The sequence below is a fragment of the Microcoleus sp. B5-D4 genome, assembly GCF_036705145.1.
In the GTDB taxonomy this organism is placed as follows: domain Bacteria; phylum Cyanobacteriota; class Cyanobacteriia; order Cyanobacteriales; family Microcoleaceae; genus Microcoleus.
Genome location: NZ_JAUBTV010000036.1, coordinates 25079 through 38751, shown reverse-complemented (window position 1 = coordinate 38751; position 13673 = coordinate 25079). Strand labels below are relative to the sequence as shown.

Genomic DNA, 13673 nt, shown 5'->3' with positions numbered 1-13673 from the left:
TCAAAGATTTCGCCCAAGTCTCAGTCAGAAGTTAAAAAAAATCTAAGTGGTGCTGCCAATGAGTTATTCTAAATCCCCAGAATCCGTCGTTGAAGCTGAAAAGCAAAAATCTCCCACACCGGAACTGCACCCAACTGATGCAGACAACGATCGACCGCAGGATTCTGCCACCGTTGCCGATCGCCCCGAACCGGTTGCTAAACCGGAACAGCACCCAACGGATGCAGACAGACATCGACCGCAGGATTTGGCCCCCGTTGCCGATCGCCCCCACCCTCCTGCTAAACAACGATCGCGCTGGCCCCTAATTGCCACGATCGCGATCGCCACAGGCGCAGCCGGTTTCGGCTGGTACTCGTGGCAATCGGGTCAGAATCGCGCACAGCAACCGGCAGCAGCAGCCCAACCCCCAGGCATACCAGTCAAGCTGGCAGCCGTACAAACCAGCTCAGTCCAAGATTCTTCGGAATTTGTCAGCAGCTTAGAAGCCAAGCGTTCGGTAGAAATCAAACCCGAAGTAGAAGGGCTAGTCACGGAGATTTTTGTCAAATCCGGGGACTTCATAAACAAAGGGCAAGCCATCGCCCGCATGAAAAGCGAGAGCGCCCAAGCTGACTTGAGGCAATCCCAAGCCAACCTGATCCGCGCTCAATCCCATTTAGCCGAATTGCAAGCAGGAGCCAGGCCCGAAGAAATCGCCCAAGCTCAAGCCCAAGTCGCCCAAGCCCAAGCCAACCTCGCCCAACTGCGATCGGGCTCTCGGCCAGAAGAAATTGGTCAAGCCCAAGCCCGTGTTTCCCAAGCTGAAGCAGACCTCGCCGACGCCCAAACAGGTAGCCTTTTAGAAGACATCGCCCAAGCAAGAGCGCAAATAGAAGCAAGCACAGCCGAAGCAAAATTAGCCAGCCAGCAGCTTGCCAGATATCAGGCATTGGCAAAAGAAGGCGCAGAATCCGCGAACACCCTCGAACAATACACGCAAAAAGAAGGCACCGCCAAAGCCAACCTCCGAGAAGCTCAAAGGCGGTTCGAGCAGCGGCAAAAAAACAGACAAGCCGAGATCGAGCGCCGGACAGCAGCCTTGCAACAGCAGCGGCAAGCTTTGCGGCAATTGCAAAACGGTTCGCGCCCAGAGGAAATAGCCAAAGCCGAAGCAGAAGTCGCACAAGCCAAGAGCAGATTAGCGCAGTTAGCCAACGGTACGCGCCAAGAACAGCTCGATCAAGCCCAAGCGCAAGTTGCCGAGGCCGCCGCTCAAGTGCGCGGCTTTGAAGTACAACTACAAGAAACTGCGGTCATCGCGCCCTTCGCGGGAGTTATCGGCGACATACCAGTGAAAGTAGGTGATTACTTGCAAAAAGGTGATGCCATTGCCACCCTGACAGAGAACCAATTGCTAGACTTGCGGTTATCAATTCCTTTGGAACGGATGCCTCAATTACGCTTAGGGCTGCCAGTACAAATGCTCGACGCTCAAGGTAAGGCGATCGCCCAAGGTCAAATCAGTTTTATCTCCCCCAACGTCAGCGCCAATTCCCAAACAATTTTAGCTAAAGCCACCTTTCCCAACCCCAGCGGCGAACTGCTTAATCTCCAGTTTGTAAAAGCTAAAGTCATCTGGAAACAGAACCCCGGAATTTTAGTTCCAGTCACAGCAGTCACTCGCTTAGGTGGTCAAACTTTTGTCTTCACAGCTCAAAAGCCGGAACAGCCAAAACCGGGAATGCCACCTTTAGTAGCGCGCCAAAAGGCCGTGAAATTGGGAGCCATTGAGGGGAATAATTATCAAGTTATCGAAGGTTTGAAAGCCGGGGAAAAAATTGTTACTGCCGGCATCCTTAACCTCACAGACGGGGTTCCCATTATGGCTCAAGAGGAAGGGAAAGGAGCAGAGAAAAAATTACCATTAGCAAGCCAAAAATAAGGTGTGTTGTTGCACTTCAGCGCTCTTAATAGGTTAATTAAGAGTGCTAAAGCGCAACTACGTACCTTACGCGAAACTACTTGATTGCTCCGCTCTAAAAAAGGGGGCTATTTTAATTTTTGACTGAAGTGCCTGCAATTAGGAATTAGCAATTCTCAACTAACAACTACCCATTACCCAAATAATGTTTGCAGATTTCTTTATTAAACGACCTGTCTTTGCTAGCGTCTGCGCCTTAATTATTGTTTTGGTAGGCGCAATCAGCATTCCCACATTGCCGATCGAGCGCTTCCCCGACATCAGCCCTACCCAAATTAACGTCACAGCTAACTATAGCGGGGCGAGTGCTGAAATTGTCGAAAATGCAGTTACCAACATCCTAGAAAGGCAAATAAACGGCGTTGAAGGACTAAAATATCTAACTTCCAGTAGTAGTAACGATGGCACTAGCACCATTACAGCTACCTTTGATTCCTCGCGCAACAAAGACATTGCCGGCGTCGATGTTCAAAATCGAGTTGCAGTTGCTCAACCCCAGCTACCAGATGCCGTACAGCGCACAGGAGTTACAGTTACAAAACAATCTACCAGTCTCCTATTAGCGATCGGTTTATTTACCGAAAATAAAGAATACGACACCATATTTTTAAGCAACTACGCTGACCTATATTTAGCAGATGCTTTAAAGCGGGTAAAAGGTGTTGGCGACGTGCGAATTTTTGGGGAAAGACGCTATGCAATGCGTTTATGGATAGACCCCAATAAACTAGCAGCTCGCCGTCTCACAATGCAAGATGTAACGAGGGCTCTCAACGAACAAAACTTGCAAGTTGGTGCTGGGAGAGTTGGCCAAGAACCTGCTCCACAGGGACAAATGTATCAAATTGACTTGCGTGCTGAAAGTCGCCTCAAAGAACCAGCAGAATTTGAAGATATCGTCCTCAAAACAGAGACAAATGGAACGTTAGTTAAATTAAAAGATGTGGGGAGAGCAGAACTAGGGGCAGAGAATTACAGCTCATTTCTGCGATTTCGAGGCAATGATGCAGTAGGTTTAGGGATTTACCAACTGCCTGGAAGTAATGCTTTGAATGTTGCCCATGCCGTCAAAAAAGAAATGGAAAAACTAGCTGTTGCTTTCCCTCCGGGGTTGATACATAGAGTAGCGCTGGACACGACTTTGTTTGTAGAAGAGTCGATGGCAGAAGTAGTCAAGACATTATTTGAATCAGTATTGCTAGTGGTGATAGTAATTTTTCTTTTTTTGCAAGACTGGCGCACAACTATTATTCCTACCATCACAATTCCAATTTCTTTGATAGGGACGTTTGCCTTTATCAAAGTTTTCGGATTTACGATTAACAGTTTATCTCTGTTTGGTCTGACATTAGCGACCGGATTAGTGGTTGATGACGCTATCATTGTAGTAGAAAATATTGATCGGCTGATCCGCCAAGGGATGAATGCCCGCCAAGCGGCTTTTGAGTCAATGCGGGAGCTTTTTAGCGCTGTAATTGCGACTTCTTTAGTGTTGATGGCAGTGTTCGTGCCCGTGGCATTTTTCCCCGGAACTACAGGAGCGCTTTATAAACAATTTGCGCTGACAATTGCTTTTTCAGTCCTGCTTTCTACCTTTATGGCGATTACTCTTACGCCCTCACTTTCAGCTATATTACTGCGTCGAGGTCCGAAGTTTGGAGGCCCGCTGGGTTGGGTTTTTGACCGATTTAATGGAGTTCTCGATTGGGTACAGCGGCAATATCGGAAATCCTTAATATTTCTAACAGGAATTAAGACTATTGTCACCCTGGTGTTCATCGCTTCTCTGGGAGTAACAGCTTGGCTTTATTTATCAGTGCCCACAGCATTTATCCCGGAAGAAGACCAGGGGTATTTTATGACAATTATTCAAGGGCCCCAAGGTGTTTCGCTGCAATACACTCAGAAAGTAATGGATCAAGTAGAACAAGAAATCCTCAAACTTCCTGAAGTTGTCGGGACTTTTTCAGTGGGTGGATTTGGTTTTAGCGGTAGCACTTCTAATCAAGGCATTATATTTACTACACTTAAATCCTGGGATGAACGTCACGGAGAAGATCAAACTGTACAAGCGATTATTGGTAAGTTGCGGGGTAAGTTTTTCTCGATTCCCGAAGCTAGAATTTTCCCTGTGAATCCGCCGGCTATTCAAGGTTTAGGTCAATTTGGGGGTTTCCAATTTCAATTGCAAGACCGCAAAGGTAACAGCGGTTTAGATGGCTTAGTCCAGACTATGGGCGGGATTTTGAAGCAGGCAAATCAGACACCGGGATTGCAAGCGGTATTTAGTACGTTTGCGGCGAATACACCTCAGTTAATTGTGGAGGTTGACCGCAATCGAGCTAAAGCTCTAGATATTCCGATTAATGATGTTTTCAGTACGTTACAAACGGCTCTGGGTGCTCAGTATGTGAACGATTTTAACCTCCAGCAGCGCAATTATCGGGTGTATGTTCAGGCGGATAAACAGTTTCGTGATAACCCTGAAGATATTGGAAAATTGTATGTGCGTTCTGGAAAGAATGAAATGGTTTCTTTGAGCAATTTGGTGAAGATCACTCCGGTGGTGGGAGCTCAAACTGTTAACCACTACAATTTGTATAGGTCAATTGAAATTACTGGCTCTCCGGCTCCGGGAGCGAGTTCGGGACAGGCGCTAAAATCGATGGAAAAGGTGTCGGCTGAAGTTTTACCCTCTGGTTTTGGCTATGAATGGTCGGGGAGTTCTTTAGAAGAAATTGAATCGGGCGGTCAAGCACCGATTATTTTCGGTTTGGGGCTGATTTTTGTGTTCTTGGTGTTGGCGGCTCAGTACGAAAATTATGTCGATCCTTTCATTATTTTGCTATCGGTGCCTCTGGCGATTTTGGGTGCTCTTTTAGCTCAGTCGTTGCGGGGTTTGGCGAATGATGTTTATTGCCAGATTGGTTTGGTGATGTTGATTGGATTGGCTAGTAAAAATGCGATTTTAATCGTGGAGTTTGCGAACCAGTTACGGGAGCAGGGATATTCAATTGCTAAGGCGGCAGTTGAGGCTTCTCAAGAGCGTTTACGACCGATTTTGATGACTTCTCTGGCTTTCGTTTTGGGTATTTCTCCTCTGATTAACCCAGAAGGTGCGGGTGCAGCGAGCCGGCGATCGCTAGGGAATGCGATCGCGGGGGGGATGGTTGTTTCTACTGTCTTGAGTTTGTTTATGGTGCCGGTTCTGTATGTGGTGGTTGTCTCGGCTCGCGATCGCTTTAAGAAGCGCGATCGACCGCAAAATCTGCCCGATGATGGCACAATTTTGAATGGCAAAACGACTCCCCACGAGGAGATTGAACGCGACAAAGTATCGCCGTTGTAGTTGGTAAGTGGAAAATACTATGGTTTTGTCAGTAGAATTGGTGCGATCGCCCAAAACCCGCCAATCCCGCATCAAAACCCCCAAAGTCCCCAGATTAGTCCGGGGATCAATTCTTCAATCCAAAATCCAAAATCTAAAATCTAAAATCTAAAATCTAAAATCTAAAATCGATTGACGGCGGCCCCCATCTGCGGCTACGCTTTGAAGTGAGAGGTTGCTTGCTTGTAGAGGAGGCAGCCCGCGTCGCCCAAAAATCTAGTTGCACTGCCCAAAGCTGCTACGAACAGCAATGGACAGCATAACCGCCAAACTGGTACGAGCAGTCTGGAGGCTAACGGAGCATTTTAACATCCTCTGTAGCCGCCCTGCTATGTCTTGAAATGCGGGGCGGCTGGGTTTTTGGGTTTTTCTAGAAAACCCAAAACCAGGAGAACATATTATGTCACAGGAATTCGTGCCTGACGACAACTTGTCCGATCGCCCAAATGACGACTCAGCAGCAGTATGCGAACAGGAAGTGGTGCTGTTAACGGTTGTCGGTTCGCCCAAAGGTGTCAGGGAAACCATACTCACTTTGTACCGACTGGGATTTGCAGAAGTGGGCGATTGGAGTCCCGTACAGCGTGCCGCTAATCCGAAGCAGGTGATGAGCGTGCTGATCCGTCGGAAGCGATCGACTGATGATACACCGCCGAGAAAATCTGGACGGTAAGCTGCGCGATCGAGTAGTTGAGGACTGACGCACGGGTGGTCAGAAACCGGGTTTTTTGCGAGAATACTTCGCTGTGGCGCACAGATTCGCTGAAAAACCCGGTTTCTAGGCCTCGGAGTATGTCTGTTCTGTCTGAAAGTCGCATCCCCATAAGTAGGAGATGCGACATTCTTTCCCAGATGACGGGTACTACTTCTTAGAACCTGACTTTAGTACATGAATTAGTAGTGCAATTGAGCGGATCAGGATTGCGATCGCTAAGAAGGTTTCAGGTACACTGCCTGTATAAGATTGCGGTGGCAGATTTGGTTCGATATGAGTTGGTATAGAAATGATTGGTTCGCTCGTGTAAGTCGTGGGTTGTGTTTGAGACATGGAGTTATTTGTCCTGTAAAACTCTACACTCCAATAGTCTGAAAAGTCTGAGTGAGGTCGAATCTGAGGAATATCTGACTTGATAACTGAGTTCGCAACTGATTTGTGACGCGATCGTTTTGTCCAAATATGCGGAATTATCAGTACCAACTGTGTAATTTTATAAATAAGTAAATCTTGTGGGATGAGCCATGACAAGATCCGTCAAAATTAACCCAGATCGCAAGCAGCAAGTTATATCAGCCATTGAACGCAATGGGTTTTTGACTCAGGGGGACTTAGCAGCACATTTGGGGATAGCTTTATCCACCGTCAGCAACTTCATTAATAGTAAGCCTGTATTTGTATCGACTTTTGAACGGATTTGTGAAAAATTGAACTTAGATAAGCAAGAAATCAAGTCAGTCCAGTCAGAAGATGACGCTCTTTCGGAACAGCCACTTGCTTTAATGAATTTTTCTGTCTATGACTCTTCCTGGGTAGGTCGAGAGAAAATTCTTGCAGAACTAACTGATAAACTTCGCAGCTCATGTCGGTTGTTGCTCGTCCTAGGACTTACAGGAATTGGTAAAACTGCTTTTGCAGAGCGAATAGTAGAGGAATTGCGAGGAGATTGGACTGAACACAGGGATAATTTTGAAGATGATAAAAAAGCTTCAGATTTTGCCAGTGTGGCGCTGCAATGGCTGGAAAAGTGGAGGGAAACTGTCCCAAAGGAGGAGCGCAAACCAGAGCAACTGTTACAGCGATTAGTCAAACGCTTGCGGGAAAATCGGTATTTAATCCTCATAGATTCTGTTGAGTACCTATTGACAGGAAATGAAGAGGATGGCTGGGGTGATTTTGCTGATGAGTGGTGGGGTAAGTTTTTTGTGAGTTTGTTGGCAGAATCATCTTGTCAAAGTCGCTTCATTCTTACATCTCAGGATTTGCCAACTAAGTTTGAGATGGCGGAGTGCGATCGCTACAAAAATCTTTGGTATTGCCAACTTTTGAAAGGATTAGAAGTACCTGAGCAGGTGGCTTTATTTCAAAAAGCTGAACTAGATGGCGATTTGGAATTACCGCATAGTCCCCTGCGAGTAATTGGGGAAGTTTATGACGGGCATCCTTTAGCCTTGCGGACAATCGCCGGAGAAATTAAGGGTTCCTATGGTGGGAAAGTCAGGTCTTACTGGAAAGATAATAGTCGTTACATTGAAGAAGTAAAAGAGGCTCTTGAGGAAGCTCGGAATCAAGAAATAGTTCAAGGAGATGAGGATAGGTGGGAGTTAGCCTCATATAATACCGTCTTGCGGTGGAAAGTCAAGGAACGGATTGAAAAGACATTTGAACGGTTAAAAAATGATGTTTACGATGCTTATCTTTTGTTTTGTACTGCCTCAATATATCGCGGCGAAGTGAAAGAAAAATGGTGGGTGATTAATTTAGAAGACGAGGGTTACACTGAAGAACAGCAAAAAGCAGCAATGCAAACTTTGCGCGCTCGGTATTTAGTTGAAGATGGAGGAATTGATGATGAAGATAATCGGCTGGTGGGACAACATAATTTGATTCGCAGTGTGGCGATCGCTCACCGATTACAGCTACCAGAAAACTGAACAAATTAGAGAAATTAACCATGACAAATAATCTGACACCATCTGGAGAGGAGGTTTTGGAACAGTTAGGAATCAATTCTAATAATCTCCGTGCCGATTTTCCTACTCGCGAGCAGCGGCTTCAGTACAGAGCAGTTGTACAGTGGCTCACGGATTACAAACCGAAGTCAGATGCTACTAATTTGGATAAGGTGCGGGGGTATTTGGAAACCTTTCATCATCTGGGTAAGGTAGAAGATTGGATGCGAAATAGCAAAATTATATCAATTCGACTAGATACACCTACCAAAGAGGAATTGCACCATCAATTATCACTCTGGGGCTACTATAAGGAACTGATTGAGGTTTATAAGCAACTTTTGGGCAAATTAAGCTCTAATCTGGATGCTGTTTTTCTCGCAAATCTAGGCAATGCTTACGATGCGCTAGGAAATTATACCCAAGCTATTGACTATTACCAACATGGTTTAACCATTTTTAGGAAAATTGCCGATCGCAAAGGTGAGGGCCGCGCACTGGGGAATCTGGGAGGATCTTACCGTTCGCTAGGAAATTATCTCGCAGCAATTGACTATCATCAACAGAGTTTAACCATTGCACGGGAGATTGGAAATCGCGAATGTGAGGGAAACGCGCTAGTAAATCTAGGCAATGCTTACAATTCGCTAGGAAATTATCTCCAAGCTATCGACTATTACCAACAGGGTTTAACCATTTTTCAGCAAATTGCCGATCGCAAAGGTGAGGGAAACGCACTGGGCAATTTGGGTAATGCTTGCGATGGGCTAGGAAAATATCTCGCAGCAATTGACTATCATCAACAGAGTTTAACCATTGCACGGGAGATTGGAAATCGCGAAGGTGAGGAAATCGCACTGGGAAATCTGGGTAATGCTTACAATTCGCTAGGAAATTATCTCCAAGCCATTGACTATCACCAACAGAGTTTAACTATTGCACGGGAAATCGGCGATCGCAACGGTGAGGGACGCGCATTGGGAAATCTGGGAGTTGCTTACGATTCGCTAGGAAATTATCCTCAAGCCATCGACTTTCACCAGCAGCATTTAACCATAGCACGGGAGTTCGGAAATCGCAGCGGTGAGGGAAACGCACTGGGAAATTTGGGCAATGCTTACTATGGGCTAGGACAATATCTCCAAGCCATAGACTATCTCCAGCAGAGTTTAACCATTGTTCAGGAAATTGGCAGTCGCAACGGTGAGGGAACTGTCCTGGGAAATCTAGGACTTGCTTATGGTCTGCTAGGAGACTATTCCCAAGCCATCTACTATCTCCAAGAAAGTTTAACCATTGCAAGGGAAATCGGAAATCGCAACGGTGAGGGACGCGCACAGGGAAATCTGGGCAATGCTTACAATTTGTTAGGAGATTATTCCCAAGCCATCCACTATCTCCAACAAAGTTTAACCATTGCAAGAGAAATCGGCGATCGCAACGGTGAGGGAACCGCACTGTTAAATCTGGGAGTTGCTTACTATTCGCTAGGAAAATATCCTCAATCCATCAACTATTACCAACACAGTTTAACTATTGTACGGGAAATCGGACAACGCTCGGCCCAAGAGCGAACGTTACTTAATTTATGCAAAGCTTTCTCTGCTGTAGGAGACTATAACAAAGCAAGAGAGTACAATCAACAGCACTTAGCTCTCATCCAACCCACATAACAGTAGCTGAAACTAGCGAAATTCCTATCTTATGCCAGCTTGCTCTGTACCAACTACCGGATTCAAATCGCACAAAATCACATCTCCTCTGGTATAAGTTACATTTACTGATGAAGCCCCTACCATTGAATTTCTCCTCGTGCTAACTTTTCTTCTTAGGCTTCTAAATCATTTAAATAGTCAGAAAAGTCTGATTCAGTGAACTGTGGCAATTCACTGTTATATTTGAGGAGCAAAAAGTCTATGAAATCATTCACTTCTTGAACAAGTGACTCTGGCAGTTGGCTAATTTTAGCCGAAGTTAGATCGTAAATTGTCATATTTTTACTTTATTTATTCGATTGTTCTCCATTTTAGCATCAGAAAATAGCGATCGCCCCCCAGCTTATCCTCTCGGACGATCGCACTTATTGCATCAACCAACAGCAAACTCCGTAAATTTGCGTTTATAGGGATTGTGAAACCCTAAAACAATATCGCTTTTAGGAATTCCTGCTGCTAGTAAATCATCAACTACACACAAATCTGTCCAATCTTCTTCAACCCAAATTTTGCCATCTTTAATACGAAGATACATCGTAATGTGGCATATCCGTTTTTTTTCCTCCCAACCAGAGCGAAACCACAGATATTGATCTCGTTTTTCGTCAAATGCAAGGCGGCTGTCTGTCTCTAATTCATCTATCGCCATCCCTCCCTTGACGCCGAGTTCATAATATTCAGTCAATATTTTTTCGATCGTACTCCGATAGTATTTTAGTTGATCCATTGCAGGATTTCCTCCTTTTCCATTTCAACTACCATTAACAAAAGCTTGTTTTCATTAGTAATTAATTGTATAGACTTGCGTTGAAAAAAGTTTTTGTAGACAACATCGTCAATTGCTAAATAGAGCTTGTATTCTGGCTCTGTGAGTTGAATGAGATTTCTGTATACCATATATTGACCGAGTGCGCCGTGAAAATCATACATTAGCGATCGCCCAATAAAGCTCTTAATTTCAACAACTATCTTTTGTCCATGACGTTGTGCTGCAATCGGCTTTTCTGCTGCTAAATCAGCATATAACTCGGCATCCTCATATTTAATAAAGTATGGATCGGCCGTAATTGTCCAACCGTCTTTGAGTAAGGCATTTTTAACTTCGTTGTGGTAGATATCTTTAGCTGGCATAAATCAACTTGAGTTTTCAGCTACTTAAATTATAGTCATGCTGACCAACATACTCCCAAACTTGGCGATCGAGTACAGTAGGTAATCCCATCCTATAATATCCTCATTCACTTTAACTGAATCTCCCCACAGCCAGCACTCGCATCAAGTCCCACCAGGGGCGTGCCCGGAGTCTTTTTGGGTATCTTTTCGCCGATCGCACCCCATCGTGCAATAATGATATGACTTGCACAAAAACTCTATTAGTAGGTAAATTTTGCCTACCTTACCGCTACATATAGCGTCTCAACTGTCAACCCGTGCAAGTTCCCAATTCAACCGGCTGTTGCACTACCCAAATTTTTCCTAATGGCTGAAGTCCCCCTAAATCCCGCAGAACTTGCAGAAGCCCTCAACGGCTTTACCGATATCAATTTCCAATTGCCAGACCCCGAAGACGAACAAATACCAGACTTTGATTTTGACAATCAGGTTGACAATGCCTGGAAAGTGTGCGATCGCTTCGACTTGCAAACCGACATTTGGCGGGGACGCATTCTCCGAACAGTTAGAGACAGAGAAAAAAAAGGCGGCGAAGGACGCGGTACAGGCTTTTTGAACTGGCTCAAAGAAAGAGAAATTGGCAAAAGTCAAGCCTATTCTTTGATAGAATTAGCTAATAGTGCCGATACTCTGATCCAGCAAGGAGATTTAGACCCAAATTCCATTAGAAACTTCAGCAAAAGAGCCTTTGTAGAAACCGCCAAAGCATCTCCCGAAGTCCAGCAAATGGTAACAGATGCAGCAGCAAATGGCGATCGCATCACCCGCCGCGAAGTCAAACAACTATCCGACGAATGGATGGCAATGAACTCAGATTTATTGCCAGAAGAAGTCAAAGAAAAAGCATCTACAGGTTCTCTACCTTCCCGCTACCTCGCTCCTTTAGTCAAAGAAATGGAGAAACTCTCCCCCTCTCACCAAAGCGAAATTCAAAAAGAAGTAGCAGAAAATCCCGACGTAGATACTGTCAAACAGCTAACTTCCGACGCCAAGAACTTATCAAAATATCTCGACGCCGCCGCCCAAGTGCAAGCTCTCAATCAGTCTCACTTAGACATGGAAATGGCCTTAGAAGAATCTTTGCGAGTAGGCTGTTTGGGAACCACCGCCGACGTTGTAAAACAAGCCGCACAGCTTGAACAAACAGTAGTCAAACTCTACACAATTTGGAAGCGTTTAGGCAGTTTGGCCGATAGATTGTACGTGGATACAGGAGCAAGCACACCCAATCTGCGATTGCTTTTGGGATGCTTGGACAGTCTTTCGGGAGAAAAGATTGAAGTGGATTTCGGAGACGGAGAACGCTCTATTCGCTTGCAAATTTTCAGCGAATAGCTCAACCTTGACCGCAGATAAACGCCAATCTCCCGGCTCATTATCGGCGTCGAACCCTGTTCATCTGCGGTTAAAATTTCTGATTTTTTTCCAAAGATATCGCGGATGCAAATAACGCCGATATTTGGTAACTACTTCTTTCCCCAACAGCACTACGCTAATCCAAAAACAAACTTCCGCCCCAACAGCTAGAACGACAGATAAAGTAGTTTTTTGGGTAATGTCCAGCGGCAGGAACGGCACAACAAATAAGATTGCCAGCCAGGGCAGAAAAGATAGGAGAAATAAAAACAAACCGAGCTTTTGCATAGATTCAGATAATACAGCTTTGATATCCCCTTTATCTCTTAGTCCGCTTGGAGTTGACTTCGCACCAATGTCAGCAACAGGCAAGATGCCTGTTCCACAAGAATATTTAGTATTTGTGGAACAGGCATCTTGCCTGTTCTAGAGAATGGTTCAACAAATGACTACAAACTTAATTGCCAAGCATCTCCACCTCAATTCTTAATCCCCGTCGCCGCAATCCCCCGTATAAACTGCCGTTGACCGGCCAAAAACAGCAACACCACCGGTACAGTTCCAATTACCACCGCCGCCATCAACAACTGCCAACTGCTAGTAAACTGTTCCTGAAACTCAGCCAGAACCAACTGCACAGTCCGCAACTCCGGCCGCGTCGTAAACACCAGCGGCTTAAACAAATCATTCCACTCCCCGATAAACGTAAACAAAAACAGCGTCACCAAAGCAGGGCGGGCCAAAGGTAACATCACCTGCCACAACACTTGCCAGCGGTTAGCCCCATCCAGCATTGCCGCCTCCTCCAACTCCACCGGAACAGTCATAAAATACTGGCGCAGCAAAAAAATCCCAAAACCGTTAGCCGCCGTCGGCAAAATCAGCGCCCCGTAGGTATTCAGTAGATGGCCCCACTTCAAAACCAAAAAAATCGGAATCACCAAAAGCTGAAACGGAATTACCAGCGTCGCCAAAACCCCCAAAACTAGGGCCTGTCGCCCCCGAAACTTTAGCCTGGCCAAAGCATAACCGGCCAAAGCAGAAGTCACCACCTGAAAACCCGTCACTGCGATCGCCACTAGAGTAGAATTAAGGAATGCCAACAAAAAATTGCCCCGTCGCCAAGCCTCCTGATAGTTTGCAAAAGTCAGGCCTGTGGCCTTGACACCGACACCCGATGGTGATATTGAAACCAAGAATACAGCAGCCAGTGGCAGCAGCACCAGCGCAGCACCCGCCAGCAACAAAATAAAACTCAGCAGTTCCAGCGCCTGAGACCTGTCAAAGGATTTACCCATAAATTTGTGAATTAACCTAAAATAATAAGCCTGTGACGTTCTCCAACCCGATCGCATCCCAGATTCCCATACAAGAACATAATAGTAGTAGAGGGAAAGAAGGAGTACCTAGG

Annotated in this window: 12 protein-coding genes; 6 read left to right on the top strand and 6 right to left on the bottom strand. The window is 45.6% G+C overall.

Annotation, left to right across the window (positions count from 1 at the left end; genetic code table 11):
- Window positions 1-58: 58 nt before the first annotated feature.
- The 3 genes from QUB10_RS17735 to QUB10_RS17725 all read left to right on the top strand — a co-directional run bounded on the left by QUB10_RS17735 (window position 59) and on the right by QUB10_RS17725 (window position 6024).
- Window positions 59-1924 carry an efflux RND transporter periplasmic adaptor subunit gene (locus QUB10_RS17735; protein WP_333204098.1) on the top strand — a complete coding sequence of 622 codons (1866 nt, stop codon included), beginning with the start codon at window positions 59-61 and terminating at the stop codon, window positions 1922-1924.
- A 184-nt stretch (window positions 1925-2108) separates the two neighbouring features.
- Entirely contained in the window at window positions 2109-5312 is a 3204-nt protein-coding gene (locus QUB10_RS17730; RefSeq protein WP_333204093.1) for an efflux RND transporter permease subunit, read from the top strand.
- A gap of 439 nt (window positions 5313-5751) precedes the next feature.
- Window positions 5752-6024, top strand: a complete 273-nt coding sequence (locus QUB10_RS17725; protein WP_333204091.1) for a hypothetical protein — start codon at window positions 5752-5754, stop codon at window positions 6022-6024.
- Window positions 6025-6213: 189 nt separating this feature from the next.
- Here QUB10_RS17725 and QUB10_RS17720 read toward each other — a convergent pair whose 3' ends face one another.
- Window positions 6214-6399 carry a hypothetical protein gene (locus QUB10_RS17720; RefSeq protein WP_333204089.1) on the bottom strand — a complete coding sequence of 62 codons (186 nt, stop codon included), beginning with the start codon at window positions 6397-6399 and terminating at the stop codon, window positions 6214-6216.
- Window positions 6400-6590: 191 nt separating this feature from the next.
- Here QUB10_RS17720 and QUB10_RS17715 point away from each other — a divergent pair, with 191 nt between their 5' ends.
- Both QUB10_RS17715 and QUB10_RS17710 read left to right on the top strand, forming a co-directional pair.
- Window positions 6591-8000: a helix-turn-helix domain-containing protein gene (locus tag QUB10_RS17715; protein ID WP_333204087.1), complete on the top strand. Its 1410-nt coding sequence runs from the start codon at window positions 6591-6593 to the stop codon at window positions 7998-8000.
- A gap of 20 nt (window positions 8001-8020) precedes the next feature.
- On the top strand, window positions 8021-9691 hold the full coding sequence (locus tag QUB10_RS17710; protein WP_333204086.1) for a tetratricopeptide repeat protein: 1671 nt from the start codon (window positions 8021-8023) through the stop codon (window positions 9689-9691).
- Between the two features lie 155 nt (window positions 9692-9846).
- Here QUB10_RS17710 and QUB10_RS17705 read toward each other — a convergent pair whose 3' ends face one another.
- The 3 genes from QUB10_RS17705 to QUB10_RS17695 all read right to left on the bottom strand — a co-directional run bounded on the left by QUB10_RS17705 (window position 9847) and on the right by QUB10_RS17695 (window position 10864).
- Window positions 9847-10011 carry a DUF2281 domain-containing protein gene (locus tag QUB10_RS17705; protein ID WP_333204084.1) on the bottom strand — a complete coding sequence of 55 codons (165 nt, stop codon included), beginning with the start codon at window positions 10009-10011 and terminating at the stop codon, window positions 9847-9849.
- Between the two features lie 95 nt (window positions 10012-10106).
- Complete coding sequence (locus QUB10_RS17700; protein WP_333204082.1) at window positions 10107-10460, bottom strand: XisI protein; 354 nt, start codon at window positions 10458-10460, stop codon at window positions 10107-10109.
- Window positions 10448-10864: a XisH family protein gene (locus QUB10_RS17695; protein WP_333204080.1), complete on the bottom strand. Its 417-nt coding sequence runs from the start codon at window positions 10862-10864 to the stop codon at window positions 10448-10450. Before QUB10_RS17695 ends, QUB10_RS17700 begins: the two co-directional genes overlap by 13 nt.
- A gap of 348 nt (window positions 10865-11212) precedes the next feature.
- Between QUB10_RS17695 and QUB10_RS17690 the strand changes: the two genes are divergently transcribed.
- Window positions 11213-12241, top strand: coding sequence for a hypothetical protein (locus QUB10_RS17690; protein WP_333204078.1), 1029 nt, complete (start codon window positions 11213-11215; stop codon window positions 12239-12241).
- 60 nt (window positions 12242-12301) lie between these two features.
- On the opposite strand, the gene QUB10_RS17685 is transcribed toward QUB10_RS17690, so the two are convergent.
- The gene (locus tag QUB10_RS17685; protein ID WP_333204139.1) at window positions 12302-12550 is read right to left on the bottom strand and encodes a transporter suffix domain-containing protein; all 249 of its coding nucleotides are present in this window, start codon (window positions 12548-12550) and stop codon (window positions 12302-12304) included.
- A gap of 191 nt (window positions 12551-12741) precedes the next feature.
- On the bottom strand, window positions 12742-13560 hold the full coding sequence (locus tag QUB10_RS17680) for a carbohydrate ABC transporter permease (protein ID WP_333204076.1): 819 nt from the start codon (window positions 13558-13560) through the stop codon (window positions 12742-12744).
- Window positions 13561-13673 lie beyond the last annotated feature (113 nt).

Coding starts and splice junctions, on each gene's coding strand:
- QUB10_RS17735 (WP_333204098.1), top strand. CDS start 59: ATGAGTTATTCTAAATCCCCAGAATCCGTCGTTGAAGCTGAAAAGCAA.
- QUB10_RS17730 (WP_333204093.1), top strand. CDS start 2,109: ATGTTTGCAGATTTCTTTATTAAACGACCTGTCTTTGCTAGCGTCTGC.
- QUB10_RS17725 (WP_333204091.1), top strand. CDS start 5,752: ATGTCACAGGAATTCGTGCCTGACGACAACTTGTCCGATCGCCCAAAT.
- QUB10_RS17720 (WP_333204089.1), bottom strand. CDS start 6,399: ATGTCTCAAACACAACCCACGACTTACACGAGCGAACCAATCATTTCT.
- QUB10_RS17715 (WP_333204087.1), top strand. CDS start 6,591: ATGACAAGATCCGTCAAAATTAACCCAGATCGCAAGCAGCAAGTTATA.
- QUB10_RS17710 (WP_333204086.1), top strand. CDS start 8,021: ATGACAAATAATCTGACACCATCTGGAGAGGAGGTTTTGGAACAGTTA.
- QUB10_RS17705 (WP_333204084.1), bottom strand. CDS start 10,011: ATGACAATTTACGATCTAACTTCGGCTAAAATTAGCCAACTGCCAGAG.
- QUB10_RS17700 (WP_333204082.1), bottom strand. CDS start 10,460: ATGGATCAACTAAAATACTATCGGAGTACGATCGAAAAAATATTGACT.
- QUB10_RS17695 (WP_333204080.1), bottom strand. CDS start 10,864: ATGCCAGCTAAAGATATCTACCACAACGAAGTTAAAAATGCCTTACTC.
- QUB10_RS17690 (WP_333204078.1), top strand. CDS start 11,213: ATGGCTGAAGTCCCCCTAAATCCCGCAGAACTTGCAGAAGCCCTCAAC.
- QUB10_RS17685 (WP_333204139.1), bottom strand. CDS start 12,550: ATGCAAAAGCTCGGTTTGTTTTTATTTCTCCTATCTTTTCTGCCCTGG.
- QUB10_RS17680 (WP_333204076.1), bottom strand. CDS start 13,560: ATGGGTAAATCCTTTGACAGGTCTCAGGCGCTGGAACTGCTGAGTTTT.